This window comes from Bacteroides sp. DH3716P (assembly GCF_025914115.1).
GTDB classification, from domain to species: domain Bacteria; phylum Bacteroidota; class Bacteroidia; order Bacteroidales; family Bacteroidaceae; genus Bacteroides; species Bacteroides ovatus.
The window spans coordinates 6,138,362-6,164,403 of sequence record NZ_CP083673.1 but is presented as its reverse complement, the minus strand read 5'-3'; the positions used below and the strand labels follow the sequence as shown (position 1 = coordinate 6,164,403).

Sequence of the window (26,042 nt, the reverse complement as noted above, 5' to 3'; positions counted from 1 at the left end):
ATGAATCTGAAAAGACTAAAAGCGGGATGGGATGAAAAATATTTGTCACAACTTTTACAGGAAAATAATTTTTAATGCGTCTGCCCTGCTGGAGTGCAACGATACAGATAGTAGTAGGAAAAAATGGCAATGATTAAGGAAAAGCATAAGGATATAAGGTGCATGATACACAGGAAAGCAGTAAACAATAGGAAGTTGCTTAATAAACGACATAAGAAAAAGGAATAATCGTAAAGTCCGACGAGAGTCTGGGAAAAGATACAGCCATAATGCATGAGAAAGGAGTAAAATAGATAAAAGGAGTATGAGAATAAGATGAGAAACGATTTTAAACCTATGAGAAATGCATCATTTTTAAGGATAAATGATAGAAATAGTATGAGAAATACCATTTTATATTTTATTTCCCATACTATTATATTATTGATTTACATATAATTACCGTATTATTTATGAGAATATGAGAAATGAAAATGAAAAATCGTTTGCAGGGGGCGCGCTGATATAAATGCAGGAAACTATCATACCAATGTTTTTCAAGAAAATGAGAAATCGGATAAGTCCATATCATAGATTTATTTAGTACCTTTGCCGTCCTATTTATATAAAAAGAAAAAATGAGTAAAGAATACACACTCGCAGATTTCACAGATATTTTCGATTACTCCACAGGCTGGTTCAGCGACAGTAGCATTTGTAGTCTATTCTATCAGATATTCAAACGATTCCCTTCTATGAAAATGGTGAAATATAAAGTAAACCAAGATTTCCTGAAAGAAATCAAAAAACTTTATCAGCAAGACGATGCGTTCGATATATTCGAGCATATATATTGCAATCATTTTGAGAATGAAAAAGAGGAAGAGGAGGAGGAAGAAGATACATCTACAAAAGAGTTATACGATTGCATCGTTATCTGCAAGAAGAATTTAATGATTGGCTATTTTGATAATTGCATAAAAATAGCCTATTCCAATATTGATAAGGAAGAAATCGATCGCATCAATCAGATTTGCGAAAACCACAAAAAGGAGAATGAGAAACTGAACAACCTATTTATAGTAACATACGCTCATAACTACTTCAGCCTGAAACAATCGCAAATCAATAAGCCGGCCATTCAGATTGACCGCCACTATAACAATGATTTTGCTCCCGTAGCCGCTGAAATCGAAAACTTCCTATTAGAGGAGAATAAAAGCGGTTTAATCATTCTGCACGGGAAACAAGGTACGGGGAAAACAACTTATATCCGTCATCTCATCAATCTCGGAAAAAAGAGAATGATTTATATGAGCGGCGACCTGGTAGACAAACTTTCAGACCCTAGCTTTATCACTTTTATCCGTCAACAAAAGAATTCGATCTTTATCGTAGAAGACTGCGAAGAGCTATTATCAAGCCGCAACGGAGGAAACCGCATGAATGCCGGACTAGTCAACATACTGAATATCAGCGACGGACTATTAAGCGATGAATTATGTATCAAATTTATCTGCACATTCAACGCTCCACTAAAAGATATCGACGAAGCCTTGCTTAGAAAAGGACGTCTGGCTGCCCGGTACGAATTTAAAGACCTGACAACCGACAAAGTAAACCAACTGATAAAGGAAGAAGGACTGGATATCCCCCAACAGACACAACCTATGACACTGGCTGAAATCTATAATTACGAAGGCATGGATTTCTCTTTAGGAAGAAAGCGGGTAGGATTCTGAACAAATCCTCCAAAGTAGAACTTTTAAAGAAAAATCGACTATTATTATTGCGAAATATAAGTATCTATATTTTACCTATCAACAAGAACGATTCGACATTTTTATACGTTTATTATACGTTAAAAGAGTTGCCCTATTACGGAGCAACTCTTTTAAATATTAAACTTCTTAAGTTCAAACTTTGCATGTGATACCTTATATCGACATTTTCTTACTTACAAGTTAACGGAAATCCAAAGATACTCACTCGCAAAATCTGTAATTATCCAAAGCTAAAAGGGAAAGTGCTTTCATCAGATAAAGCAATTAATCCGTTCTTCCGCTGGATACAAATTTTGTTCTCTCTTGCTAGCCAACCGGCTGCTAATGCTGTACTTTCTACGCTTAGGTTTAATCTTCTTGCCAATTCAGGTATTGAAATTTCACCAATTTCTTTCAGGGCACACCAAACTTTTCCGGCATTGTTCCCTACAATTGTTTTATCCATGGCTATTTTTATTAATAATTTGGTTACAATATAGTCATTTTAATAATTGTTTATAACAAAACTAACTTTTTTGTTTTAGTTTTTGACATTATTTAAAACAAAGAAATCAATTTCGCGTCTAGTGATTAAAAACTTGGTAATAATTCGTACCATAACACCACTAAAAGGAACATTATATATCAAAATAAATTCTCAAAACAGGAATCGGGCAATCACAGAAAGAAAATAGGAAATTGACATTTCCGCAATATCGGACAAGTCATTTCGCTTTTTTACCAATACCTTTGCGGAGTGAAATACCAGAATAAGTTATGCAACAGAAAAAAACAACGAAAGAAGAATATCAAAAGTGCGTAAATGTTGTAGTGGAATACATCAACCAACATTTGGGAGAAGACATTGATTTAAAATCTCTGGCCAGAATTTCAAACTTTTCTCCTTTTTACTTTCACCGGATCATGAAAGCTTTTCTCGGTGAACCGATTGGTACGTTTATTGTCCGGACGCGGACAGAAGCTGCCGCACGTCTACTCCGCTACTCGGATGTTCCGATTGCCGACATAGCCTATCGGATTGGTTACTCTTCTCCTTCTTCGTTGTCGAAAGTGTTCAAGCAATTTTATGGCATTTCACCTTTAGAGTATAGAAACAATAAAAACTTTGTAATTATGAAACCAGCGATTATCAGGCCAGACCTGGAACTAAAAAGAGAGATCAGAAACGTTTCCGAACGGAATGTGATTTATATCCGCCTCACCGGCGATTACAAACTGAATGATTACGGTGGCACCTGGGGCCGTTTATTCCAATTCATCAAAGAACAACAGTTGCCGATGGGAGATTTCAGCCCGCTTTGCATCTATCACGATGATCCGAAAGTGACACCGGCAGAAAAACTGCGTACAGACGTATGTATGGTAATGCCTGTAAAGGTAGCCCCCAAAAGTGATGTCGGATTTAAGGTGATCCCGGCCGGACGTTATGCTATCTTCTTGTATAAAGGTCCGTATGACAATTTGCAAGCTGTGTATGATACGATTTACGGAAAGTGTCTGCCTGAAATGGAATGTACGCTGCGGGATGAAGCCAGCGCGGAACGTTATCTGAACAATCCATGCGACACTGCTCCCGAAGAGTTGTTGACGGAAATTTATATTCCGGTAGAATAATGCGGACAGACAAATGGCGGAATAAAGAGAATGAATAAAGATGTGATTTAACGTCTGACTTTTTTGGGGGGACAGTGCAAAACCCTGATAAGTCTATCTTTTAGACGCGGATGACACGGATTTAGCAGATTTGTAATCTTCTTATCCGTGTCATTTTGCGTTATCCGCATCTAAAAGCATATTATGCTATAACAGGCTGCCTTCCTCTCTCCTACCTGTTATTTTTCAGCATAAATGCCAATCCGGTTTCCTTCACTATCAGTGAATACGGCAAACCATCCTTTGCCGTCCGCCTCAATCTTTGTTCTGGGAATGACTACTTTCCCTCCTTTCAGAAGTACTTTTTCCAAGGTCTGTTCTATTTCCTCACAGTTGAAATGGATAAGCACTCCATGCGTGGAAGGAAGAAAGTCGAAATTTGAAGCATAAGAGATAGCACCGACGGTTTCACCTTCTTCTGTGAAACAAGCCATTTTTTCTGTTTCACATTCAAAAGTCGGAAGTTGCATACCTAATACTGTTTCGTAAAAATCGACAGCCCGATGGAAATCGGAAGCAGGAATCTCAAAAAATGCAATTAGTTTTTTCATTTCGTTTCTTTTTTATCGTTACTACTAAGCCTTTGCAAAGACACTGCAAAAGTAGGGCAACACGAGGAAGCCTGATAGGAAAAAAGGGACATCTTTAAAGTTCGGAAAAATAATCGGAATAAGGAGCACAGACAGAAAGATACTCTGCAGGGGTGTAACCGGAAAAGAGTTTGAATTCCTTTATCATGTGAGACTGATCGGAGAAGCCACATTCATAAGCTACTTGTACAAAAGGAATAGTGGCATCCTGCTGCAACATTGACAATGCCCGCTGCATACGGACAATACGAATAAATTCTTTGGGGGTAGTGCCGACATAATCGGCAAAGATACGTCCAAACTGCTTACTGCTCAAACAGGCCGTTTCCGACAGATGAGCAATGTTGATTTGCGGCTGGAGGTTTATTTCATGAAACACAGCAGACATCCGCTTGAGGTTATACTCCGGAAGGGTGTATAAACGACGAAGGAAAAACTGCTCTATCAAACGAATAGAAACGGCATTATCAGAAGTGTCAGTGACCTGTTTCACCAAATCCGACAGTTCTACATCTTCCATCGCATCGGTATCTACATTTTGTCCGTGAAACAGATGGCTGGGAATATGAAACAATGCTTTAACTGCATAAGGCTGGAAAACAACAGTAATCATTTCAATCCTACCCGTCGACTGTACATCCGAAAAGCCGACCGATTGTCCGGAAATAAAGGATTGAGGTTGTAGTTCCGACTCGCCCGACAAAAGGAGTTGTTTCCCTTTATGAAATACCAGTTGCATACAGCCAATGGGCAGAGTCCGTTCGGAAACCGGAGTCACTGAATCGTCTTGCAATATCCAGTAATGCCGTATATAAGGAGCAAGCGCCAAACAGGGTTTTATGAGTTGAAATGATTGCATAGAGCAAAGATATTATTTCTTAATTCAAATGCAAAAGTAAAGCTCCTGTTTAAAGAGGTATAGTAAAAAAAGGACTTTTTATAAATTAGGGAGTCGTCCTATTAAGAACAGATATGCCGGAATGATAAACAGATAAGGATTTAAGGCAGGATCCTTATTTGAGAATAAGGTACAATTGAAAAGACGGCAAACCTTTTCTTAATAAAAAAACATCCTCTGTTTGAAAGAGCATGATTGTAGCTCACATTCAAACAGAGGAAGATTCTTTAGATAACGGAAAGTCCGTATTCGTAGGCCTCCGATATCGCATTATAGTCCTCGTCGGAATAGCTACCTTTATCTCTGGCTTTCTGCATATCTTTCATAAATGATTCTACGGAAGTCAGGAAGCTATAATAATTCTTCTGTTCTTCATCATAACCTGTGACAGCAGGAAGTTTCTTTGCAGCTTCGAGTTCTTTCTTCAGTTCGGCCATCTTCATATCAATACGCATACCATCCAGCGCATGTTTGCGTGAATAGAGATTCATGATGCTTTGCACGGTGCCGGACATCTTACGCATGGCCATGATTTGATCTTTCAACGGTTCATCGGCAAGCAGTTCTTTTTCAGCTTGTTCTGTCAGAGGGCTTAGAATATCAAAGATCACTTGTTTATATTCCGACATTTCTACACTAAGCCGATAGTTCTCGTCGAGGAGCTTGCCGATCTTTGCAGTCTCTTTTTCCTGCTTGTAAGAGAGGAATTTATTAAAATTATCATAGAATTGCGTCCTTGCACTGAAAAGTCCTCGATAACTCTGCTTCAGATTCTGACGGACTTCTATATTAAAATAATCTCCCGGATCCATCAATTCCGCTGTATCTCTGGCAGATACTTCAGGTGGTGCAATCGGAGATACTTCAGGAACTTTTCCTGTCTGTTCCATATATCCCAAAACTGCATTTATGTCTTTCGCATTGGCTACATGCCTCAACACGATAAGCGATGTATGATAATAGTTTATCACCTTACTGGCATTGTCCAATTCCTCCGAAGCGACAGAGGACGCAGCCTGTTTCTTGTTTCCTCCCGAACAAGAAACCAACAAGAGAGCACCTACAAGTGCTCCGAAAAATAAAATATTCTTCTTCATAATGGTTCGTTTATTAAGTCTTTCGTACTATAACAATAAAAATCGTTTTTTGTTATAGACAAACAATGCATATTCGAGAAGTGTAGTGGAGAAATTTAAAATGCTGCTAACGATGATTAAGGAATAAGCAACCAACGTGTATAAAAACAAAAAATGGCTACTCATCACGAGCAACCAATCTTTTGTTAACCTTAAATCTAATACTTATGAAAAAAACACAGTACAAAGGTACCATATTTCAGATAAATAGCAAATTTCAGCGCCTAAACAGACGATATTGTAACAGGGTTTAATACTCCGAGAATCGCATTAACATTTCAGACTTCATCCGTTAACATTTAACATATTCATTCACATAAGTTGCTCCCCGGATAAGTAAGAATAGAAAAAAAGGCTAATCATGGAAACGACATTGTTTTTTTTCGTAACTTTGAACTATGATAATCAGTGCCAGCCGCCGGACAGATATTCCGGCATTCTATTCTCAATGGTTTTTCAACCGGATAAAAGAAGGATATGTATTAGTGCCCAATCCTTATCATCCGAAAATGATTAGCAGGATTTCCTTATCTCCTGCTGTGGTTGATTGTTTCGTATTCTGGACCAAGAACCCGGCCCCGATGCTTAACCAGCTGGATAAATTACAGGATTACAACTATTACTTCCAATTTACACTCAACCCTTACGGAGAAAAATTGGAGAATCGTTTGCCATCTATCGATAAACGAATTGATACCTTTAAAAAGCTGGCAGACAAAATTGGCAGAGAAAAAATGATTTGGAGATATGATCCGATACTGACGAATGAGGAATACAACGTTTCTTTCCACCAGGAAGCATTCGCCCGGATTGCCCATGAACTCAAAGACCATACCTCGAAATGTATGTTGGGATTTATAGATCATTACCCCCATATCCGAAACTCGATACAACCATTCAACATCAATCCGCTGACCAAAGAGGAAATAGAAGAAATGGCCGTCTCCTTTAAAAAGACAATAGATATTTATCCCGGTATACAGCTGGACACTTGTACCGTCAAGGTAGATTTAAGACATTTGGGTATTCCCAGCGGCTTGTGCATTGATAAAGGGCTGATTGAAAAGATCACCGGTTATCCTATCCTTGCTCAAAAGGATAAAAACCAGCGTAATATCTGCAACTGTATCGAAAGTATTGATATCGGGACTTATGAAAGTTGTCTGAACGGATGTGTTTATTGCTATGCCATCAAAGGTAATTATAATACAGCAGCATATAATATGAAGAAACATGATAAAAACTCGCCGTTGCTCATCGGTCATTTATCCGAAGATGATATAGTAAAGGAACGGGAGATGAAGAGTCTGCGAGATAACCAATATTCGTTGTTTTAATCTTCCTGATCCGCATCTGACTTACAGGCATAAAAAAAGGCTATCTATCCCAGACAGCCAATCTTTTGTTAACCTTAAATCTAATACTATGAAAAACACAGTACAAAGATACGGACTTTTCGGTTATCTCCAAATTTTCGGCCCGATGCAGCGTATCTTATAACATGGTTTAACAGAATCTGAACCGCATTAACAAATAAGCCGCCGGACATTAACATTTAACAGTTTTCTTAAATAATCAAGGCATAAAACCGGAGGAGATGCAAATGTTTTCCAATCGGACACCTTATCTTATTAAAGAGCGTTTATGAGGTCTAACAAATTCCTCTGCCATCTGTTTCTAATAGAAGGTAACCATCAAATTCACAATATATGAACAGATTCGAAAATAAAGTAGTTGTCATCACCGGTGCTGCCGGTGGTATCGGCGAAGCAACCACACGCCGCATTGTCTCCGAAGGGGGCAAAGTAGTCATCGCTGACCATTCTGAAAAAAAGGCGGAACAGCTTGCCAACGAACTTACTCATGCAGGGGCCGACGTGCGCCATGTTTATTTCTCCGCCACCGAACTCCAGAGTTGCAAAGAGCTGATTGATTTTTCTATGAATGAATATCAACGAATAGATGTACTGATTAATAATGTAGGAGGAACCGATCCCAAACGTGACCTTAACATCGAGAAGCTGGATATCAATTACTTTGACGAGGCATTCCACCTGAATCTCTGCTGCACTATGTACCTTTCTCAACAGGTCATCCCTATCATGACTACCAATGGCGGCGGAAACATTGTCAACGTAGCTTCCATAAGCGGACTTACTGCTGATGCTAACGGTACATTATATGGTGCCAGCAAAGCGGGCGTCATCAACCTGACGAAATACATCGCTACCCAAATGGGAAAGAAAAATATCCGCTGCAATGCCGTAGCCCCGGGATTGGTACTTACCCCCGCGGCATTGGATAACCTGAATGAAGATGTACGCAACATCTTTCTCGGCCAATGTGTCACTCCTTATTTAGGAGAACCGGAAGACGTCGCAGCTGCCATCGCTTTTCTGGCTTCGAACGATGCAAGGTACATCACGGGACAAACAATCGTCGTAGATGGTGGCCTGACTGCTCATAACCCGACAGTAGCGTTATCATAGAACATAACTTTAATACAATGAATAAAATGACAATAATGGGAATATGGCTTCTTTCGCTATTTATCAATAGCGGATGCAACCGGGAATTAGTAGAATAGACAGTAATGATCTTAAAATATCTATCAAAAAGGGGGAAGAGTGGATGCATGATTTTCCATTGTTTCTGGGTTTCACAATGACTTTACCCATGCATTCATTTCGTTAATAGCTTCTAGTGAAGACGGAAGCTCCTGCTTAGTCTGCAAAGCATCAGGACGAAGATCGACGCGCACATACCCCCAGCCGTCTTCGTCGATTTGCAGATAGCCACACTTCCTGTACTCTTCCAGGCAACTGTCAGAGCATCCTCCATAAAAGTCACATTGAAGTTCATCTTCCGACGTTTTTTTATTGGCAATGAATGAACTTTCACCCACCCAGACAAAATCGTCCAAATCAACCTCAAAATAATCCCCTCCTCCCCGATTGAGTGCGGCAACTTCCGCCAAACGTCCTTCGGGAAGCATCTTGTAAACGCGGACATAACATTCTTCCTTATACGGATTTTCATCTACGACAAGGAAAAGACCGGATTTTCCACAGAATAAAGGGGTATCTATACTACGATATTCGTAAACTTCTCCTGTAACATCACTCATCACAAAATAGCCCCAGCTCTCAAACCCTGAATAGTGAAAAAAATGCAGACCGTAATCAGACTGATACCCATCATAGTACCATTTTATAAATCCATCTTCATCTTCTTTCGCCGGAGAATTCAGCAGTGCGAGTTCCCCCTTTTTCCAGCGCACGGACAGTTTATTCTGATTGTCTGTATAACGCCCTTTACCAGAATCAAGCTGTTTATTACAACTATCCGCCTTCATATTCGTATATTCAGCAAATTCAAGTTTTTTCACGTCTGCCCCTGTATTGCTATACATACGCAAGGAGATCATTCTTCCACTATGATAGTCATACATACTCTTTTCAATCCGGTTGCCTTCTTCAGAATAAATTTCAGTCATGACACCCGGCACGCCTTTCTCCGAGTACGGATAACTCTCGAAACGACGTAGCCGCCCGCCAGAATAATTCCTTATATCCAGCCGCTTTTGAGTTCCGACCGTCACAATGCTTCGTTTTACAGAATCACACTTATCATCCATGAAGTATATCGGCTCATCGGAATCCTTTTCAAAATATTTTCGTTTCAGAAGATACTTTTTGCCGTTCTCCAATGCATAAATTTCTTGAATGTAATAAAAGGGAGTCCCTTCTGATGCCTGATATTTATACTCATACCAGTCGGGAGCCTCCGCTACCCCGTCAGGGTCATTATAAGCGTATTCCGAATGGCTATAATACCAACATTCGGTCGGTAACACTTCCTGATCGTCAATATAATGATTAACCTGCCATAGATGTCCGTTGGCATGCCATCTCATTTCCTCTCCGTTTAGCTTCCCATCTTTATAGTGTTCAAACCAGTCCGGCTTTCCATCATAATACCATCTCTGACGTACTCCATTAAGTTTACCTCGTGTAGCCTGGTAAAAGATATGGGGATATCCGTTGGAATAATAAGATTGATAAAGTTCACAAATACTGTCAAGAGTGATTATACGACTTGTCATACAATGGGAAGAGATACTGTAATGACGCACCGTATCGTTCTTTATTCCGTCTTTATAAACAACTACCGAATAATAGGGTTCCGACACAAAAGAATCAGTCGAGCGAAAATAAAAGTGCTTATAAGCACCGTTCATCAATGAGTCCTTGTAAAAACAACGTTCCACGCCATCTACTTGTTTCCGGCAAATACTGTCGGAGTCATAGACCTTCAAAGAAGATGCTTCCGGTTCTTTTAGCAATGATTCGGAAAGCGTATCAGGAATAATCCAATCACTTCCTTTATAAAAATCCATAGAGAAAGCTTCGGAAATAGCAGTAGTTTTTTCGCTTAAAGCGTTTTCCTGTGTTTCCTGATTCGTGGAAGAAGATTGCGAAGTTCCTCCGGTTTTTCCGCCACATGATAACAACAGTAATACGCAGCTATATACCAAAGCGTTTTTCATACCAAATATCTTTTATTTAATACATAATTACGGCAAAATTAATGATAATATCAGATAATCAGGTATAAATCGATCCCAAAAATGGAATAATTATCTGTCAGCAGGCTATTATTTCGTTCAACAAATACTAACTTTACAACGTTATTAATAGAAAAGAACGAACGTCATGATTGTTAAAACACTACTAGATACAGACCTCTATAAGTTTACCACCTCGTACGCTTATATCAAACTGTTCCCCTATGCAATGGGTACTTTTAGTTTCAATGACCGGAACGAAACAAAGTATACCGAAGCTTTTCTGGAAACACTCAAGGCAGAGATCAAGAATCTTAGTCAGTTGAGATTCACGGAAGAGGAGTTGGAATACATGACGAAGAATTGCAGATTTCTCCCGAGAGTCTACTGGGAGTGGTTGTCTTCTTTTCGTTTCGACCCGAATAAGATTGATATTCATCTGGATGAAGCCTGTCATCTCCACATCGAAGTGACTGACTTGCTTTATAAAGTGACTTTATATGAAGTGCCTTTGCTCGCTATTGTTTCTGAAATCAAAAACCGGTTCTTCGGCCATGTAGCAGACATGAACGGGATTCTTTGCAAACTGTCGGAGAAAATAGAGTTATCGAACCAACATCAGCTCCGCTTTTCAGAATTTGGTACACGGAGAAGATTCTCTATTGATGTGCAGGAAACTGTTATCAAAAGACTGAACGAGACAGCGCAATATTGCACCGGGACTTCCAACTGCAACTTCGCAATGAAATATGGAATGAAAATGATGGGGACTCACCCTCACGAATGGTTTATGTTTCATGGAGCACAGTTCGGATATAAACATGCCAATTATATGGCACTCGAAAACTGGGTGAATGTTTATGACGGTGATTTGGGTATCGCACTTTCCGATACCTATACTTCCGGCATCTTCCTTAGTAACCTTAGCCGTAAACAAGCTAAACTTTTCGACGGTGTGCGCTGCGATTCCGGTAATGAATTTGAGTTTATCGACCGACTGGTTGCCCGCTACAAAGAGTTGGGAATCGACGCGACAACCAAAACCATCGTATTCAGCAATGCCCTCGACTTTACAAAAGCATTAGACATTCAAGAATACTGCAAAAACAAAATCCGCTGCTCTTTCGGAATCGGCACCAATCTCACCAACGATACCGGGTTCGAACCTTCGAACATCGTGATGAAACTGACGCAATGCAAGATGAATGTCAATCAGGAGTGGAGGGAATGTATCAAACTGTCGGATGATGAAGGAAAACATACCGGCAGTCTTGAAGAAGTGCAGGCATGCCTGCATGAGTTGAGGTTGAACTAAATTATAACAATGTGGCACATATTTTCCGTAAGTTCTCCAAATGCGCTATAACATTCTTATCTTTTCGGGCAATCTGCATATTATATCTTGTCTGCATATTCATCAGCATTTCCGCATTTATATTGGTAGCAGCTTCAATCAATAAGGCAAAATCCGTAGATACAGGACGACGCCCATTCAATATATCATTCAACATCGTATAAGACACGCCTACCACTTCCGCAAATCGTTTCTGCGATATACCACGAGATTGTAATTCTTCTTTTATAATCTCTCCCGGATGCACCGGAATAAAAGAATACCCTAAGTTAGACATACTATTCTTATTTATAATGATTTGTTATGTCAATAATAGAACAAATAGTTATGATTGGTTCAGAGTCCGTAGTCGATATTTTAAATTCCAGTCGATATTGTTTATCAATCCGAATAGAGGAAATATCTTTTTTACTCCCTGTCAATACTTCATAATTCAACGAATTTAAAGGATAAAGCGCTTCTACATTCAATGCTTCAGCCAAAGTGACAATTCGCTTCACATAATTCCTTATTACTTGAGGTTGAAAACGATGCTTCTTATCGTTACATTTACCTTCATAATAAAGTTCTGAAAGATACTCCTTTTCAAACTCAATAACCATTTCTCTAATTATTACGACAGTACAAAGATAGTAGTTTTTCCAAGAATACACTAAAAAAGTGGATATAATGATAGCAGTTCTATCAAACTTAGTTAAAACCAAGAAGTATTAGATAAAAACTGCTATCACCTTATTAAAATAACTGTATCCAAGCAGCACAGTATACATGTGCTTTCTTTATACTATCTGTGACAAAAGTGACAAAATCCATATCCGTGGAGTTAGATTAAAATCTTTTTCAGAATTTGAATCCTTTCACTGCTTTTTCCAATCTTTCCAAAGGTAATTCGCCGGATTGCCGCCAAAGCTGTTGCCCTTTTCTAAAAAGAATAAAGGTAGGAGTCGACTCCACCGTATAAAAATCAGTAAGGGCAGGCTCCTGGTCGATGTCCACTTCCACCACTTCCAATGTTCCTACCATCAGTTTCTTGAACTCTTCAACAACCGGTTTCATGCGCTGGCAGTGAGGACACCACGTTGCGTAAAACTCTGCCATTACCCAATCACCGTTAGCTAGCTTCTCCTGGTTTCTTTCTTCACGAGCTATTTTCTTTTCTTTCATAATGAATATCTCCTTTTAATTAATAACTATCAACCTAACAATATCAGGAGAAAGATGGTTTAGAAAAGAAGCAAGGTTACACACAAATTAAAGAATCAAACCCGTTTGCATTTACCCGACCAGCTATTAATATCCAAGCAAATCATCTCCGTACGATGAAAAGACTTCTCCGCATCATACTTTGCTCCTATCACTTTATCTTCCGGACTAAGGACAAGCATTGCACAAAATTGAAACTTTCGTGCAAAAAAGGAACATCCTATTCAATATTTATTTATCTTTGCCCCCCGAAATGGTTCAGAATCCGTATCCAACGGACGATGATTAATAGGGAACCGGGTGTAAATCCCGGACAGTCCCGCTGCTGTGAAACTCTGTTCAATGTCTTATAATTGAACTAATTTAACGCCACTGATGTTATTCGGGAAGGCAAATAAGACAAGAGTCAGTCAGAAGACCTGCCATTTTGTGTAAGACGCCCCTCTCCTCGTGGATTAGGAGAAAGAGTATCACTTGTTAAGCCCCAAATCAAAAAAATACTGTTTTTCGTCGGGTGGAGTATATCCATTAGACGGGAAGACATTAATAAGTATGTACTTAATTGAAAAAAGTATGATAAAAAAAATCTTAGTAGCCAATCGCGGTGAAATTGCCGTAAGGGTGATGCGTTCCTGCCGGGAAATGGAGATAACGAGTATCGCTATCTTCTCCGAAGCAGACCGGACCGCGAAGCACGTGCTTTATGCAGACGAAGCTTATTGCGTAGGGCCGGCAGCATCCAAAGAGAGTTATCTGAATATAGAAAAAATCATCGAAGTGGCAAAAGCAGCTCATGCAGACGCCATTCATCCGGGTTACGGCTTCTTGTCCGAGAATGCCACCTTCGCCCGTCGATGTCAGGAAGAAGGAATCATCTTTATCGGACCCAATCCGGAAACAATGGAAGCTATGGGAGATAAAATTGCTGCCCGTATCAAAATGATTGAGGCGGGAGTACCCGTAGTTCCCGGCACACAAGACAACCTGAAAAGCGTAGAAGAAGCCATAGAGCTTTGCAATAAAATCGGCTATCCAGTGATGCTGAAAGCTTCTATGGGCGGTGGTGGAAAAGGTATGCGCCTCATCCACAGTGCCGAAGAAGTGGAAGAAGCTTATACCACTGCCAAGAGCGAATCATTGTCTTCCTTTGGCGACGACACGGTTTACCTGGAGAAGTTCGTTGAAGAGCCTCATCACATCGAGTTCCAGATTCTTGGTGACAAGCATGGAAACGTCATTCATCTGTGCGAACGCGAATGTTCCGTGCAACGCCGTAACCAGAAAATCGTGGAAGAGACTCCTTCGGTTTTCGTCACTCCCGAACTGCGAAAAGACATGGGTGAAAAAGCGGTAGCGGCGGCTAAAGCTGTGAACTACATCGGTGCGGGTACTATCGAATTCCTTGTTGATAAACACCGCAACTATTATTTCCTTGAGATGAACACCCGCTTGCAGGTGGAACATCCGATTACGGAAGAAGTGATCGGAGTAGATTTGGTGAAAGAGCAAATTAAAGTTGCCGACGGACAAGTGCTTCAACTGAAACAAGAGAATATCCAGCAACGCGGGCACGCTATCGAATGTCGTATCTGTGCCGAAGACACTGAAATGAATTTCATGCCAAGTCCGGGTATCATCAAACAGATTACAGAGCCGAACAGTATCGGTGTGCGTATTGACAGTTATGTATACGAAGGATATGAAATTCCGATCTACTATGACCCGATGATCGGTAAACTGATTGTATGGGCTACCAATCGCGAATATGCGATTGAGCGGATGCGTCGTGTTCTCCACGAATATAAATTGACCGGAGTGAAAAACAACATCAGTTATCTGCGTGCCATCATGGATACTCCTGATTTTGTAGAAGGTCATTATGACACAGGATTCATCGCCAAGAACAGCGAGTTTCTGCAACAACGGATTACGCGCACCAGCGAATATTCCGAAAATATTGCCCTGATCGCTGCTTATATAGACTATTTGATGAATCTCGAAGAGAACAACAGCGGTATGGCTGCCGACAACCGCCCTATCAGCAAGTGGAAAGAGTTCGGATTGCATAAGGGTGTGTTGAGAATCTAAATTTTAACAAAGAGAATTCAATTATGGAAATTCATATAGGAAACCGTGTGGCCGAAGTAGAACTGGTCAGCAAGGAAGATAACAAGGTAGTGCTCACCATTGATGGAAAAACGTTTGAAGCAGACGTAGTGATGGCAGAAAACGGTACTTGCAACATCTTGATGGACGGACGCAGTTCGAACGCACAGCTGATTCGCCGTGATAACGGAAAAAGCTATAAAGTGAATACGCATTATAGCAGTTTCAATGTAGAAATAGTGGACAGCCAAGCAAAATATCTGCGTATGCGCAAGAAAGGGGAAGAAGAACAGAATGACTGTATCATTTCTCCGATGCCGGGCAAAGTAGTGAAAATACCTGTTGCAGTCGGCCAGGAAATGAAGGCGGGAGACACCGCTATCGTTATCGAAGCCATGAAAATGCAGAGTAACTACAAAGTGACTTCAGACTGCCGCATTAAAGAAATTCTGGTTCAAGAAGGTGATAGCATAACCGGCGAACAGACATTAATAACATTAGAACCGATTGCATAATAATAAGAACGGATTGCATTATGGAAGAAATAAATAAAGCATACGCCACGTTCGAGGAACGTGACCGCATCGCTTCTCTTGGTGGAGGCGTTGATAAAATAGAGAAGCAACATGAAAGCGGTAAAATGACTGCTCGCGAACGTATCGAGATGTTACTCGATAAGGGTACTTTCGTTGAACTGGATAAGTTGATGGTTCACCGTTGTACGAACTACGGTATGGATAAGAACAAAATTCCGGGAGATGGTATCGTATCCGGTTACGGAAAGGTGGACGGTCGCCAGGTGTTTGTTTACGCTTATGACTTTACGGTATATGGCGGCTCACTGTCAGCTTCCAATGCTAAAAAGATTGTGAAAGTACAACAACTTGCATTGAAGAACGGTGCCCCGATTATCGCTTTGAATGATTCGGGCGGTGCACGTATCCAGGAAGGGATCGAGAGCCTTTCCGGTTATGCTGATATTTTCTATCAGAATACAATGGCCAGCGGTGTGATTCCACAGATTTCGGCAATCCTGGGTCCTTGCGCCGGAGGTGCCTGCTACTCTCCTGCCCTGACCGATTTCATCTTTATGGTGAAAGAAAAAAGTCACATGTTTGTGACTGGTCCGGATGTAGTAAAAGCTGTGATTCATGAGGAAGTAAGTAAAGAAGAGCTGGGTGGCGCAATGACACATAGTAGCAAGAGCGGTGTGACTCACTTTATGTGCAATACCGAAGAAGAATTGCTGATGAGCATCCGTGAACTGCTTTCTTTCTTACCGCAGAATAATATGGATGAAGCTAAGAAAAAACCTTGCACTGACGAAACAAACCGCGAAGATACTTCTCTGGATACAATCGTTCCGGTAGACCCGAACGTACCGTATGACATGAAAGACATTATCGAACGTGTTATAGACAACGGCTATTTCTTCGAAGTGATGCCGAACTTTGCTAAGAATATTATCATTGGCTTTGCCCGTATGGCAGGTCGTTCGGTAGGTATCGTAGCGAATCAGCCAGCTTATCTTGCCGGTGTTCTCGATATTGATGCCAGCGACAAAGCAAGCCGTTTTATCCGTTTCTGCGATTGCTTCAATATTCCATTGATTACATTCGAAGATGTTCCGGGATTCCTTCCGGGATATACGCAGGAAAACAATGGTATCATCCGTCACGGTGCAAAAATAGTTTATGCATTTGCAGAAGCCACTGTTCCCAAACTGACAGTGATTACCCGCAAAGCTTACGGTGGTGCTTATATCGTAATGAACTCCAAGCAGACCGGAGCTGACGTGAACTTCGCTTACCCAAGTGCAGAAATTGCTGTGATGGGTGCGGACGGCGCCATCAATATCCTGTTCCGCAAAGCTGACGAAGCAACAAAGGCCAAGGAACTGGAAGCCTACAAAGAAAAGTTTGCCACTCCGTATCAGGCTGCTGAGCTGGGATATATTGACGAAATCATTTATCCGAGACAGACTCGCAAACGTCTGATTCAGGCACTGGAAATGACGGAAAACAAGATGCAGACAAACCCGCCCAAGAAGCATGGTAATATGCCTTTATAACAACTAGATAAGGTGCGCAAAAGCACCACTCATAAAACGAGCTTGCAGAGATTCTATGATATACTTTAGGAGATTTGTAAGCTCGTTTCTTATTTGTAAGCCTGCCGTTTCTTTATATGTGACAAAAAAAACGGCACCTCGATTCACATCGCAGCACCGTCACAACACAAACACAAAATAAAACACGACAAAACTACTATGCAATCTTCCTGTCATGCCGGGGAGGCATACCTTGCTTGACTTATCTATATTCGCATACACACAAGAAGCTTTATCAGGCGATTTGCACAATAAATAACATACATTTCCGGATTTTGTTCACAGGATTGATAAGATTTTATTCAATAATATGATAAGAAAATGAAATAGCACGCCCTTTAAGGAATTCAAGAGAAACGAAAAAACGGTACCCCGATTCACATCGCAGCACCGTCACAACACAAACACAAAATAAAACACGACAAAACTACTATGCAATCTTCCTGTTATGCCGGGGAGGCATATTCACTAGCCTATATATATTCGCATACCTACAAGTAGCCATCAGGCGATTTGCATATATAAAACATTCAGATTTTTATTTTGTTCACGAAAGGAGAAGTAAAAATGTTATTTCTTCTCCTTATAGTCTTTCAGGAAGCCTTCCATCAGCCATTTGGCGAGTGCCTGACGATTGGAATTCATCACCAACCGACGCTGATCGAACGTATTCTGGATATTACCCAACTCCACAAAGACGGAAGCGGGAGTGGTATGGGAAAGTACGTATAAGTTACGCCCGCTTACTGTGCCGGAAAAGCCCCGGTTGGGTTGATGCTTATCATATTTTGACTCAAACGTATCTTTCATATTATTTGCCAATCGTTTGCTTTCTCCCTTTTTATTCGAATAATAGAAAAAGACATCTGTTTGTTTTCCCTTACTACGGCTATCAATATGAATAAAAATCGCCCTGCAATAAGAGTAGTTCTTACGGTCTTTCCGGTAAAGAGCGTTTATTTTATCACAGCGTTGCTGTAAGCGTTGCACCTGATTCAAAGGAATTGGATCACCCATACAAGTCTCCCGTTTACTGTTTGACAGGTACGAATCATCACGGATACCATCTTTAGCATCTTGAATGATAATACGGACTTCGGCCCCTTCCTGCATCAGGTTACGTGCCAGACGGAGAGCAATATCATAAGCGTATTCATCTTCGTGCAGTTCGTATTTACCAACTTTCCCGATAGCACCCGGATCAGGACCTCCATGTCCGCTGACCACATAGAAGCAAGCACCGGCAAGACGGTTGGAAGTGACTTTCACATCAGCCAGTTGTTTTCCAAACAGAGGCTGATTGAGGGTAGTTCCTATTTTTGTTGATTTAGCTTTCGGAGATTGTTGCTTTGTCCCGGTATTTCCGGAAGGTGATTTCTTGATGGGAGGAATAACATACGTCACGCCCACTTTAAGCACATTGTTCTTTCCCAGTTTCTGTTTATTCAGCTCAATAAAGTCGTCGTAATACTTCTTCGGAGAGCGGTTGTGCCTTAATAGAAAAGAAGAGATACCTTCACCCGCCTTCGGGGTTGCCTTCTGCTGTGCCCAAAGAGTTGTGCCCGAAAAAAGAAAAGCTAAGAATAAAAGAATATAGAGTTTATTTTTCATAACTACATTAACTATCTCCTTCGCAAGAGTATCATTTCACTCATAAACAGGGCAAAAATACAATTATTTTCCCTACTTTTGCAGCATTAAAACATTTTTTGAAATAAAACATTAAAACCCGATAACATTATGGCAAAACAATTCAAACCGGAAACCCTGTGTGTACAGGCAGGATGGACGCCTAAAAAAGGCGAACCACGCGTATTGCCCATCTATCAAAGTACAACTTTCAAATACGATACCAGCGAGCAGATGGCCCGCCTGTTCGACCTGGAAGACAGTGGTTACTTTTATACCCGCCTGCAAAATCCAACGAATGACGCTGTTGCCGCCAAAATCGCTACCCTTGAAGGTGGTGTAGCCGCTATGCTGACTTCCAGCGGCCAGGCTGCCAACTTCTATGCCATTTTTAATATCTGTCAGGCAGGAGATCACTTTGTTTGCTCTTCCGCTATTTACGGAGGTACGTTCAACCTGTTTGGCGTGACCATGAAGAAGCTAGGCATCGATGTGACTTTCGTTAATCCGGATGCCAGCGAAGAAGAAATTTCTGCAGCTTTCAAACCGAATACAAAAGCTTTATTCGGTGAAACGATTTCCAACCCTTCTCTTGAAGTACTGGATATTGAGAAATTTGCACGCATTGCACACAGTCACGGGGTTCCCTTGATTGTTGACAACACTTTCCCGACCCCGATCAACTGCCGCCCATTTGAATGGGGAGCTGACATCGTGGTTCATTCTACTACCAAATACATGGACGGACACGCTACAAGCGTAGGTGGCTGTATCGTAGACAGCGGTAATTTTGACTGGGATGCTCATGCTGAAAAATTCCCGGGACTTTGTACTCCGGACGAGTCATACCACGGACTGACTTATACCAAAGCATTCGGCAAAGGTGCTTATATCACCAAAGCAACTGCCCAACTGATGCGTGACCTCGGCAGCATCCAAAGCCCGCAAAATTCTTTCTTATTGAATCTGGGACTTGAAACGTTGCACCTGCGTATGCCTCAACACTGCCGCAACGCGCAGAAAGTAGCCGAATATCTTTCTAAAAATGAGAAAGTTGCCTGGGTAAACTATTGCGGACTGCCGGACAATAAATATTATAGCCTTGCACAGAAATATATGCCGAATGGTTCCTGCGGAGTCATCTCCTTCGGACTGAAAGGCGGACGTGACGTATCTATCAAGTTTATGGATTCACTGGAATTCATTGCGATCGTTACTCACGTGGCGGATGCACGTAGTTGCGTGCTCCATCCGGCGAGCCATACTCACCGCCAGTTGACGGATGAGCAACTGATGGAAGCAGGTGTACGCCCGGACTTGATCCGTCTATCGGTAGGTATCGAAAATGCGGATGATATTATTGCTGATATCGAACAGGCATTGAACGCATAAGAATACCGTAAAGGTATAAAATAATAAGAGAAGGCACGGGAATGAAATATTTCCCGTGACTTCTTATTTTCCACAAAAAGAAAGTTAATTTCGCAAAGAATCATTTCAAATATGAACCGATAAATCTTCTCGGATGTTTATCTTTGCAGGGAACCAAATTCTGTACAGATATGAAAAAGAATCTATTATTAGCATTCGTATTATGCTTTTCTTACGGATTTTCTTATTCCCATTCATTTAACAACCCAACTAACCTGACTACAAAGATGCAAAACTTTGAAATGGATTCATTTACCACCCAAAATGGGAAAAGCCTGAAGATCACTTTCTTCAGACATGCGAGCTTATTGCTGGAATATGCAGGACAAAAAATATTCGTTGATCCAGTATCCGATTACGCCGACTATACACAACAGCCGAAGGCGGATTTCATCCTGATTACGCATGAACATGGAGACCATTTCGATACCAAAGCAATAGCAGCTATCGAAACAAGCGGGACTAGAATTATTGCTAATCCTAATTGCCGGAAAATGCTGAACAGAGGACAGGAAATGAAGAACAGTGATGTGCTTCAACTGGCAGATGATATGAAACTGGAAGCCGTACCGGCCTATAATACGACTCCCGGCAGAGATAAGTTCCATCCCAAAGGACGTGACAACGGCTATATTCTTACTCTGGGAGGGACCCGCATCTATATCGCCGGAGATACAGAAGATATTCCAGAACTAAACCAAATGAAAGATATTGATATCGCTTTCCTGCCAGTCAACCAACCCTACACCATGACACCGGAACAAGCGATACGTGCAACTCAAATTATCAAGCCGCACATTTTGTATCCTTATCATTACGGAGATACGGATATCAATAAAGTAAAAGAAGGATTGAAAAATGAGAAAACAACCGAAGTACGTATACGGGCTTTACAATAAAGCCCGTACAAATGATTACAAATCCTCCGCAGATAAATTGAAGATCATTGTATCCACCCAATATACAACCGTTCTATCTGCAGGTAAAACATCTTCGAGATAAGGTGAATCAGATACATCTTCCAACCATGCCGTAGTAATCGGACCTCTTTCTCTTGTAAGACTTTGAGTTCCTAAATACGGGCTAAAATTAAAGAAGGTGTGTTGTTTCTCTACATCATTTTCACCTTTATATGTAAAGACACTTCCCATCCATTAAGATACAGGACTGTAGAAGAAATCGTGTTCGTACAGGTTCCCGTTTCGTCGATTAATTCGGAACCGCTAAATAAAATAATCTCTGCATCATCTTGACAGGCTGATATACAAAAAGTCATGAGAGAGAGGAGAAAGAAGCCTAATAAAGTTTTTGTTTTCATATTTTCAGTGGTATGGTTAAATCGCGATTTATGTCATTGTTTTACAAAGATATAAAGTATTTGTATAGTATCATCATACAAATATGATGAATTATGTTTTCTTTATATACACCCGATGTGTTCCTCTACCATCAATCCCGATACCGGAACCGGGCGTATACGCCCATTGGCGCAATTCATTGGTAGCCGCCGTGCGCAGCAGACCTGTCAGTTTCCGGTATTCGTAGACCGTCAGAAAAGGATGTTCCTCCAGATATCTAACAGCCAATGCTAGTCGTTGCTCCGGTGTATACTTCTGTGAAGAGCGTTGCGACTTCCACGGAGCTCTTTCCAGCAGACATCTTCCGTTGATACGCCTCACCATCTTCCTGTCTACACGAAAGTTCACGCTCCCCACCACAATGCTTCGTGCGTTACGATGGGTTTCACCCTCTCCGGTCTTTTCGCGTTCTTTATCTTTGCATAACGCCAACGAAGGAGAGAATGTTCCGATACCATCCAGCTTCACAGACTTGCCTTCTGCCATCTGATGTGCCATTTCAATACCGATCTGTGTAATTACGCCTTCCACATCTCCGACATTAAAACCACTGCTGGATGCTATCTGACGTATTAAATCCTCGGTAGATACCTGATCTATCATTGCAAACCGAGGATAAAGTACCTGTTCGCCCGTTCCATGAATATCGGGCATTTCTTCCATTACGTACATTGCCATAATACTAAAGTTTATTTGAAATATTGATTATTAATAGAAAACTTACTCGCTATAGGTAGAAAACTTGTTCTCCCCTACAGGAAAAGTTGTTTTTCCTATAGGACAAACTAAAACCGCAAGTTCTGGTTTTATAACTGAAACTTCTGATTACATAATCAAAAGTTCCGGTTTTATAATCAGAACTTGCGGTTATAGTTTTCTTACCAACAAAGATACGTTTTCCTGCCGGGATAAGCAAGTTTAATCCCTATGAAAAAGAAGTTTGATTACAATTCAGTTACTTATTACCGCTTCTTTACTTTATATCCTTTCAGGGTAAAACCAACTTCAAACAGGTTCAAAAGGGCTATCCGGATGTTATCTTCTATATAGGTCTCCATATTATCATATTTTGCAAAGTTGACGGGAAGGAGTCTGTTATTCCTCCTAAAGCTTTCATCCGGTATTTTACCCGTAAAACGTCCTTTCTTCTTCACTCCCCAACGAATGGTTTTACTACAAGGAAGAGGTATACCTATCGTCAGCACTTTTTCTTTAGTTACCGTATCGGTGATTCCATGTTTCCAGATACTGATATGGTTGGCTCCCAAATAAGTGCCGATATAAAGGACAACGGTCAGCGTCCAATCGTCCAAAGCCTCATCGGTTTGAATACCATTCACCAAATCAGAGAAATAGCCTTCAACCATTTCTCTGTCAAAACAGTTTAGTTCAGGCCATTCACATTTCTCAAACAGTTGATGCACATTGACAGGAACCAGTAAGGTGGTTATTTCTAACTGATATTTCATTCATTTCGTTTTTATATCATTGCATCTAAAATCGTCTCAAGTATCTTATCGACTATAAATATACAATTTTACCAGATCAAATACTAAAGAATAGAGCTTTTTTAAACCTATTTCTGAAAAAGAAAGGACTGTTTGATACACCCCCTCCTATGTAAACAGGGTTTATCAGACAGTCCTTTCCGTGCGGAGTATGATTCGTCCGTTATTCAGTGGACGATCCTTGCTTTTCGTCCTTACGGCATTTCAGTTTCTATCTGGAATTTACGGCTTACTTTCATCAAATTGATGGTATAAGTGACTACGTTCTGTGCTTCCTGAACCATCGTGAGATACACCATGCTCACCCGGATGCTTCCTGATTGGCTTTGGATGCGTTGCAGTTCCTTACGTTTCAATAGTGAAAGCTGTCCGTTGAGGTCGTTGGCACGACGGATTTCTTCTTCGAAGTCGTTGTACTCGTTGTTTTCCATTTTCTTACGACACTGCTGAATCAGATAGGTGATATCTTCGGATACATCGCTGAATTCACCTTTCTGGATGGCGTCCAATGGGTTGAAGTTGTTGTCGATATGTTCGAGGCAAGGTTCGCAGAGGCGGGAAATACTGTAGACCAATTCGCTGGCGAAGTCGTTGCCTTGATAGTAATAAAGTCCTTTTTCGAGTACGGTGTTATTGTCGAGACGACACATGGCGACGGTGCCCGAACGTTTCATCTGTTTGATGAGCTGTTTCTCAAATTTAGTGGACCCCATGGCACGACGCAATCCTCGCAGATTTTCATGAAGGAATGAAGTGACAGTCAGTTCGAAATTTGTTTCTGCATATTCCAATACTTTGGAAAGTTCTTCGCGGGTGTGCTTACGCATCAGTTGCAAGGCTTCTGTGCTGTCTGTGGTTTGCATCAGTTGCTTCAGCGTTTCGTTACCTTGTTCTTTCGCTTTGCGTTTCTTGTACATCACCTGGCTACGGATCAAGATGAATACAGCTATACCGATGAGGGCGATGATAGAGATGTTACCTCCATAATGGAGTACGAGAGCTACGAAGAAACAGATGGTGAAGGCGGCTCCGGCGGTGATGAACCAGCCTCCGATGACGCTTAATACGCCGGTGATACGGTAAACGGCTGAATCACGTCCCCAGGCGCGGTCGGCCAAAGAAGTACCCATAGCTACCATGAAGGTTACGTAGGTGGTGGAAAGGGGAAGTTTCAGGGAGGTTCCCAAGGCGATGAGCAGACCGGCCAATACCAGGTTGACAGAAGCGCGGACAAGGTCGAAAGCAGCTCCGTCGGCAATGATTGCTTCGTCTTTGCGGAAGCGGGAGTCAAGCCATTTTTTGCTGCCGTCCGGCATTATTCGGGAGATTCCATTGGCAAGTGTCATGCTGATGCGGACTACTGTGCGGGCGATCGGAGTACTTCCGAATGCTTCTTCTCCTTCATCTTGGCGGGAAAGGTCGACAGATGTTTTAATTACAGCATGTGCTTTTTTAGAGGTGCAGAGGGCGTAGACCATGACGGCTCCGGCTCCGATAAGAAAATACCACGGTGTTTTAGCAGGTCCCAGCAAGGAGGTCATCAGGAAGCCGTTCGGATTTCCTTCTCCGTTGGCGGTGTAATCTAAAAAAGAGGAGAAACCTGCGAGGGGAACGCCAATAAAGTTGACAAGGTCGTTACCGGCAAAAGCGAGAGCCAGAGCGAAGGTTCCCATCAGTACGACGACTTTGAAAACATTGATTTTCATCCAGTGAAGGATTTGCATCAGTACGGTGAAGAATACAAAGAAAACGGTGATTAGCATCAGTGTGTTGTCTTGTATCCAGTGTTTGTTTTCAGAGGTCATGAAGGAGCTGTCTTTCAGTCCTTTGATAAGCATGAAATAGATGATAGCGGTAGCGGCTACACCTCCGAAGAGGGCAATGCTGTATTTCATCTTTTTCGTATAGTTGAAAGTGAATATCACACGGGCAAGCCATTGTACAAGCATTCCGAAGAAGAAGGCGATAGCGACGGAGACGAAGATCGCCATGATGACGGAGAGGGCTTTGTCGGTGTTTATGAGGTCGCCCAGACCGAGGGTATCGCTATTATGTACTTTGATAAGTGAGAGGGCAAAGGTACCTCCGAGTAGTTCAAAGACTAGTGAAACGGTGGTAGAGGTGGGCATCCCCATGGAGTTGAATACGTCCAGCAGTACTACGTCGGTCAACATGACGGCCAGCAGAATGCACATGATTTCGGCAAAGTAGAAGTGCTCGGGCTGGTAGATGCCGTGCCGGGCAATGTCCATCATACCGTTGGACAGGGAAGCGCCAATGAATATACCAATACCGGCTATGAAAAGAATGGTTTTAAACGAAGCGGCCTTGGCGCCTACCGCAGAGTTCAAAAAGTTAACTGCATCATTACTGACTCCGACTATCAGATCGAAAACAGCTAGTACAAAGAGGAAGATGATAATGCATAAATAAATAGTCTCCATAATAAATATATGTGTATGTTGTTTCCGGCTGCAAAGGACGGGATTTGACGTTGCAGGGAGGTGTCATACATGTTACATTTATGTTACAATCGTCTTTCTTTTGTCTCGTAATCGTCTTTCTTTTGTCTTGAAACAAAAGAAAGAAGCAAAGAAAAATTCAAGGCTGACTTTTTTCTCCTACTCGCTCCCTGCACTGCGCTAAAGGGCAGAAACTCGCTACGCTCAAACAGTCTGCCCTTTTTGACGCTCCGTTACGGGGGCTCGCTTGACGGAGAAAAAAGTAGGCCGGAGG

22 protein-coding genes, 1 pseudogene and 1 riboswitch are annotated in these 26,042 nt (G+C 41.4%); of the genes and pseudogenes, 10 read left to right on the top strand and 13 right to left on the bottom strand.

From position 1 onward, the window contains the following. Positions 1-617: 617 nt before the first annotated feature. On the top strand, positions 618-1,721 hold the full coding sequence (locus KQP79_RS23705) for an AAA family ATPase (RefSeq protein ID WP_004308998.1): 1,104 nt from the start codon (positions 618-620) through the stop codon (positions 1,719-1,721). Between the two features lie 262 nt (positions 1,722-1,983). Here KQP79_RS23705 and KQP79_RS23700 read toward each other — a convergent pair whose 3' ends face one another. Beyond that, complete coding sequence (locus KQP79_RS23700) at positions 1,984-2,208, bottom strand: winged helix-turn-helix domain-containing protein (protein ID WP_004308997.1); 225 nt, start codon at positions 2,206-2,208, stop codon at positions 1,984-1,986. Between the two features lie 311 nt (positions 2,209-2,519). Between KQP79_RS23700 and KQP79_RS23695 the strand changes: the two genes are divergently transcribed. Continuing rightward, on the top strand, positions 2,520-3,377 hold the full coding sequence (locus tag KQP79_RS23695; RefSeq protein ID WP_004308996.1) for an AraC family transcriptional regulator: 858 nt from the start codon (positions 2,520-2,522) through the stop codon (positions 3,375-3,377). Positions 3,378-3,595: 218 nt separating this feature from the next. On the opposite strand, the gene KQP79_RS23690 is transcribed toward KQP79_RS23695, so the two are convergent. The 3 genes from KQP79_RS23690 to KQP79_RS23680 all read right to left on the bottom strand — a co-directional run bounded on the left by KQP79_RS23690 (position 3,596) and on the right by KQP79_RS23680 (position 6,001). Continuing rightward, entirely contained in the window at positions 3,596-3,967 is a 372-nt protein-coding gene (locus tag KQP79_RS23690) for a VOC family protein (protein WP_004308995.1), read from the bottom strand. Between the two features lie 94 nt (positions 3,968-4,061). After that, the gene (locus KQP79_RS23685; RefSeq protein ID WP_004308994.1) at positions 4,062-4,865 is read right to left on the bottom strand and encodes a helix-turn-helix domain-containing protein; all 804 of its coding nucleotides are present in this window, start codon (positions 4,863-4,865) and stop codon (positions 4,062-4,064) included. 266 nt (positions 4,866-5,131) lie between these two features. Beyond that, complete coding sequence (locus tag KQP79_RS23680) at positions 5,132-6,001, bottom strand: DUF6845 domain-containing protein (protein WP_022199078.1); 870 nt, start codon at positions 5,999-6,001, stop codon at positions 5,132-5,134. 437 nt (positions 6,002-6,438) lie between these two features. Between KQP79_RS23680 and KQP79_RS23675 the strand changes: the two genes are divergently transcribed. Both KQP79_RS23675 and KQP79_RS23670 read left to right on the top strand, forming a co-directional pair. Beyond that, on the top strand, positions 6,439-7,377 hold the full coding sequence (locus KQP79_RS23675) for a DUF1848 domain-containing protein (protein ID WP_004308992.1): 939 nt from the start codon (positions 6,439-6,441) through the stop codon (positions 7,375-7,377). 372 nt (positions 7,378-7,749) lie between these two features. Further along, entirely contained in the window at positions 7,750-8,529 is a 780-nt protein-coding gene (locus KQP79_RS23670) for an SDR family NAD(P)-dependent oxidoreductase (protein WP_234120727.1), read from the top strand. A 170-nt stretch (positions 8,530-8,699) separates the two neighbouring features. Here KQP79_RS23670 and KQP79_RS23665 read toward each other — a convergent pair whose 3' ends face one another. Then, on the bottom strand, positions 8,700-10,589 hold the full coding sequence (locus tag KQP79_RS23665; RefSeq protein ID WP_004308990.1) for a toxin-antitoxin system YwqK family antitoxin: 1,890 nt from the start codon (positions 10,587-10,589) through the stop codon (positions 8,700-8,702). Between the two features lie 166 nt (positions 10,590-10,755). Here KQP79_RS23665 and pncB point away from each other — a divergent pair, with 166 nt between their 5' ends. Next, positions 10,756-11,922, top strand: coding sequence for a nicotinate phosphoribosyltransferase (gene pncB / locus KQP79_RS23660; protein ID WP_004308989.1), 1,167 nt, complete (start codon positions 10,756-10,758; stop codon positions 11,920-11,922). A gap of 1 nt (position 11,923) precedes the next feature. Here the strand turns inward: pncB and KQP79_RS23655 are convergent, their stop codons facing one another. The 3 genes from KQP79_RS23655 to KQP79_RS23645 all read right to left on the bottom strand — a co-directional run bounded on the left by KQP79_RS23655 (position 11,924) and on the right by KQP79_RS23645 (position 13,125). Further along, positions 11,924-12,238: a HigA family addiction module antitoxin gene (locus KQP79_RS23655; RefSeq protein WP_004308988.1), complete on the bottom strand. Its 315-nt coding sequence runs from the start codon at positions 12,236-12,238 to the stop codon at positions 11,924-11,926. A 7-nt stretch (positions 12,239-12,245) separates the two neighbouring features. Next, complete coding sequence (locus KQP79_RS23650; RefSeq protein WP_004308987.1) at positions 12,246-12,563, bottom strand: type II toxin-antitoxin system RelE/ParE family toxin; 318 nt, start codon at positions 12,561-12,563, stop codon at positions 12,246-12,248. A 238-nt stretch (positions 12,564-12,801) separates the two neighbouring features. After that, positions 12,802-13,125, bottom strand: a complete 324-nt coding sequence (locus KQP79_RS23645) for a thioredoxin family protein (protein ID WP_004308986.1) — start codon at positions 13,123-13,125, stop codon at positions 12,802-12,804. A 276-nt stretch (positions 13,126-13,401) separates the two neighbouring features. Further along, positions 13,402-13,606: riboswitch (cobalamin riboswitch) on the top strand. A 131-nt stretch (positions 13,607-13,737) separates the two neighbouring features. Here KQP79_RS23645 and accC point away from each other — a divergent pair. From accC to KQP79_RS23625, 3 genes are read left to right on the top strand one after another with little or no spacing between them, the layout of a single operon-like run. Next, a complete protein-coding gene (accC, locus tag KQP79_RS23635; protein WP_004308984.1) occupies positions 13,738-15,252 on the top strand; it encodes an acetyl-CoA carboxylase biotin carboxylase subunit in 1,515 nt (504 codons plus the stop codon). Positions 15,253-15,275: 23 nt separating this feature from the next. After that, the gene (locus KQP79_RS23630) at positions 15,276-15,785 is read left to right on the top strand and encodes an acetyl-CoA carboxylase biotin carboxyl carrier protein subunit (RefSeq protein WP_004308983.1); all 510 of its coding nucleotides are present in this window, start codon (positions 15,276-15,278) and stop codon (positions 15,783-15,785) included. 20 nt (positions 15,786-15,805) lie between these two features. Further along, on the top strand, positions 15,806-17,341 hold the full coding sequence (locus KQP79_RS23625) for an acyl-CoA carboxylase subunit beta (protein WP_004308982.1): 1,536 nt from the start codon (positions 15,806-15,808) through the stop codon (positions 17,339-17,341). Between the two features lie 609 nt (positions 17,342-17,950). On the opposite strand, the gene KQP79_RS23620 is transcribed toward KQP79_RS23625, so the two are convergent. Continuing rightward, positions 17,951-18,991, bottom strand: a complete 1,041-nt coding sequence (locus KQP79_RS23620; RefSeq protein WP_008776359.1) for an N-acetylmuramoyl-L-alanine amidase family protein — start codon at positions 18,989-18,991, stop codon at positions 17,951-17,953. Between the two features lie 129 nt (positions 18,992-19,120). On the opposite strand from KQP79_RS23620, the gene KQP79_RS23615 reads away from it, so the two are divergent. Together KQP79_RS23615 and KQP79_RS23610 are read left to right on the top strand one after the other, a co-directional pair. Further along, positions 19,121-20,401: an O-acetylhomoserine aminocarboxypropyltransferase/cysteine synthase family protein gene (locus KQP79_RS23615; RefSeq protein WP_008650398.1), complete on the top strand. Its 1,281-nt coding sequence runs from the start codon at positions 19,121-19,123 to the stop codon at positions 20,399-20,401. Between the two features lie 170 nt (positions 20,402-20,571). Further along, a complete protein-coding gene (locus KQP79_RS23610) occupies positions 20,572-21,339 on the top strand; it encodes an MBL fold metallo-hydrolase (protein WP_061448627.1) in 768 nt (255 codons plus the stop codon). 15 nt (positions 21,340-21,354) lie between these two features. Here KQP79_RS23610 and KQP79_RS25940 read toward each other — a convergent pair. The 4 genes and pseudogenes from KQP79_RS25940 to KQP79_RS23590 all read right to left on the bottom strand — a co-directional run bounded on the left by KQP79_RS25940 (position 21,355) and on the right by KQP79_RS23590 (position 25,750). Beyond that, positions 21,355-21,758 (bottom strand): annotated as a pseudogene (locus KQP79_RS25940) (hypothetical protein). A 91-nt stretch (positions 21,759-21,849) separates the two neighbouring features. After that, a complete protein-coding gene (locus tag KQP79_RS23600; protein ID WP_004296814.1) occupies positions 21,850-22,476 on the bottom strand; it encodes an HU family DNA-binding protein in 627 nt (208 codons plus the stop codon). 284 nt (positions 22,477-22,760) lie between these two features. Then, positions 22,761-23,267 carry an Imm9 family immunity protein gene (gene imm9 / locus KQP79_RS23595; protein ID WP_004296812.1) on the bottom strand — a complete coding sequence of 169 codons (507 nt, stop codon included), beginning with the start codon at positions 23,265-23,267 and terminating at the stop codon, positions 22,761-22,763. A 233-nt stretch (positions 23,268-23,500) separates the two neighbouring features. Next, positions 23,501-25,750: an inorganic phosphate transporter gene (locus tag KQP79_RS23590; protein ID WP_004308971.1), complete on the bottom strand. Its 2,250-nt coding sequence runs from the start codon at positions 25,748-25,750 to the stop codon at positions 23,501-23,503. Positions 25,751-26,042: the final 292 nt, after the last annotated feature.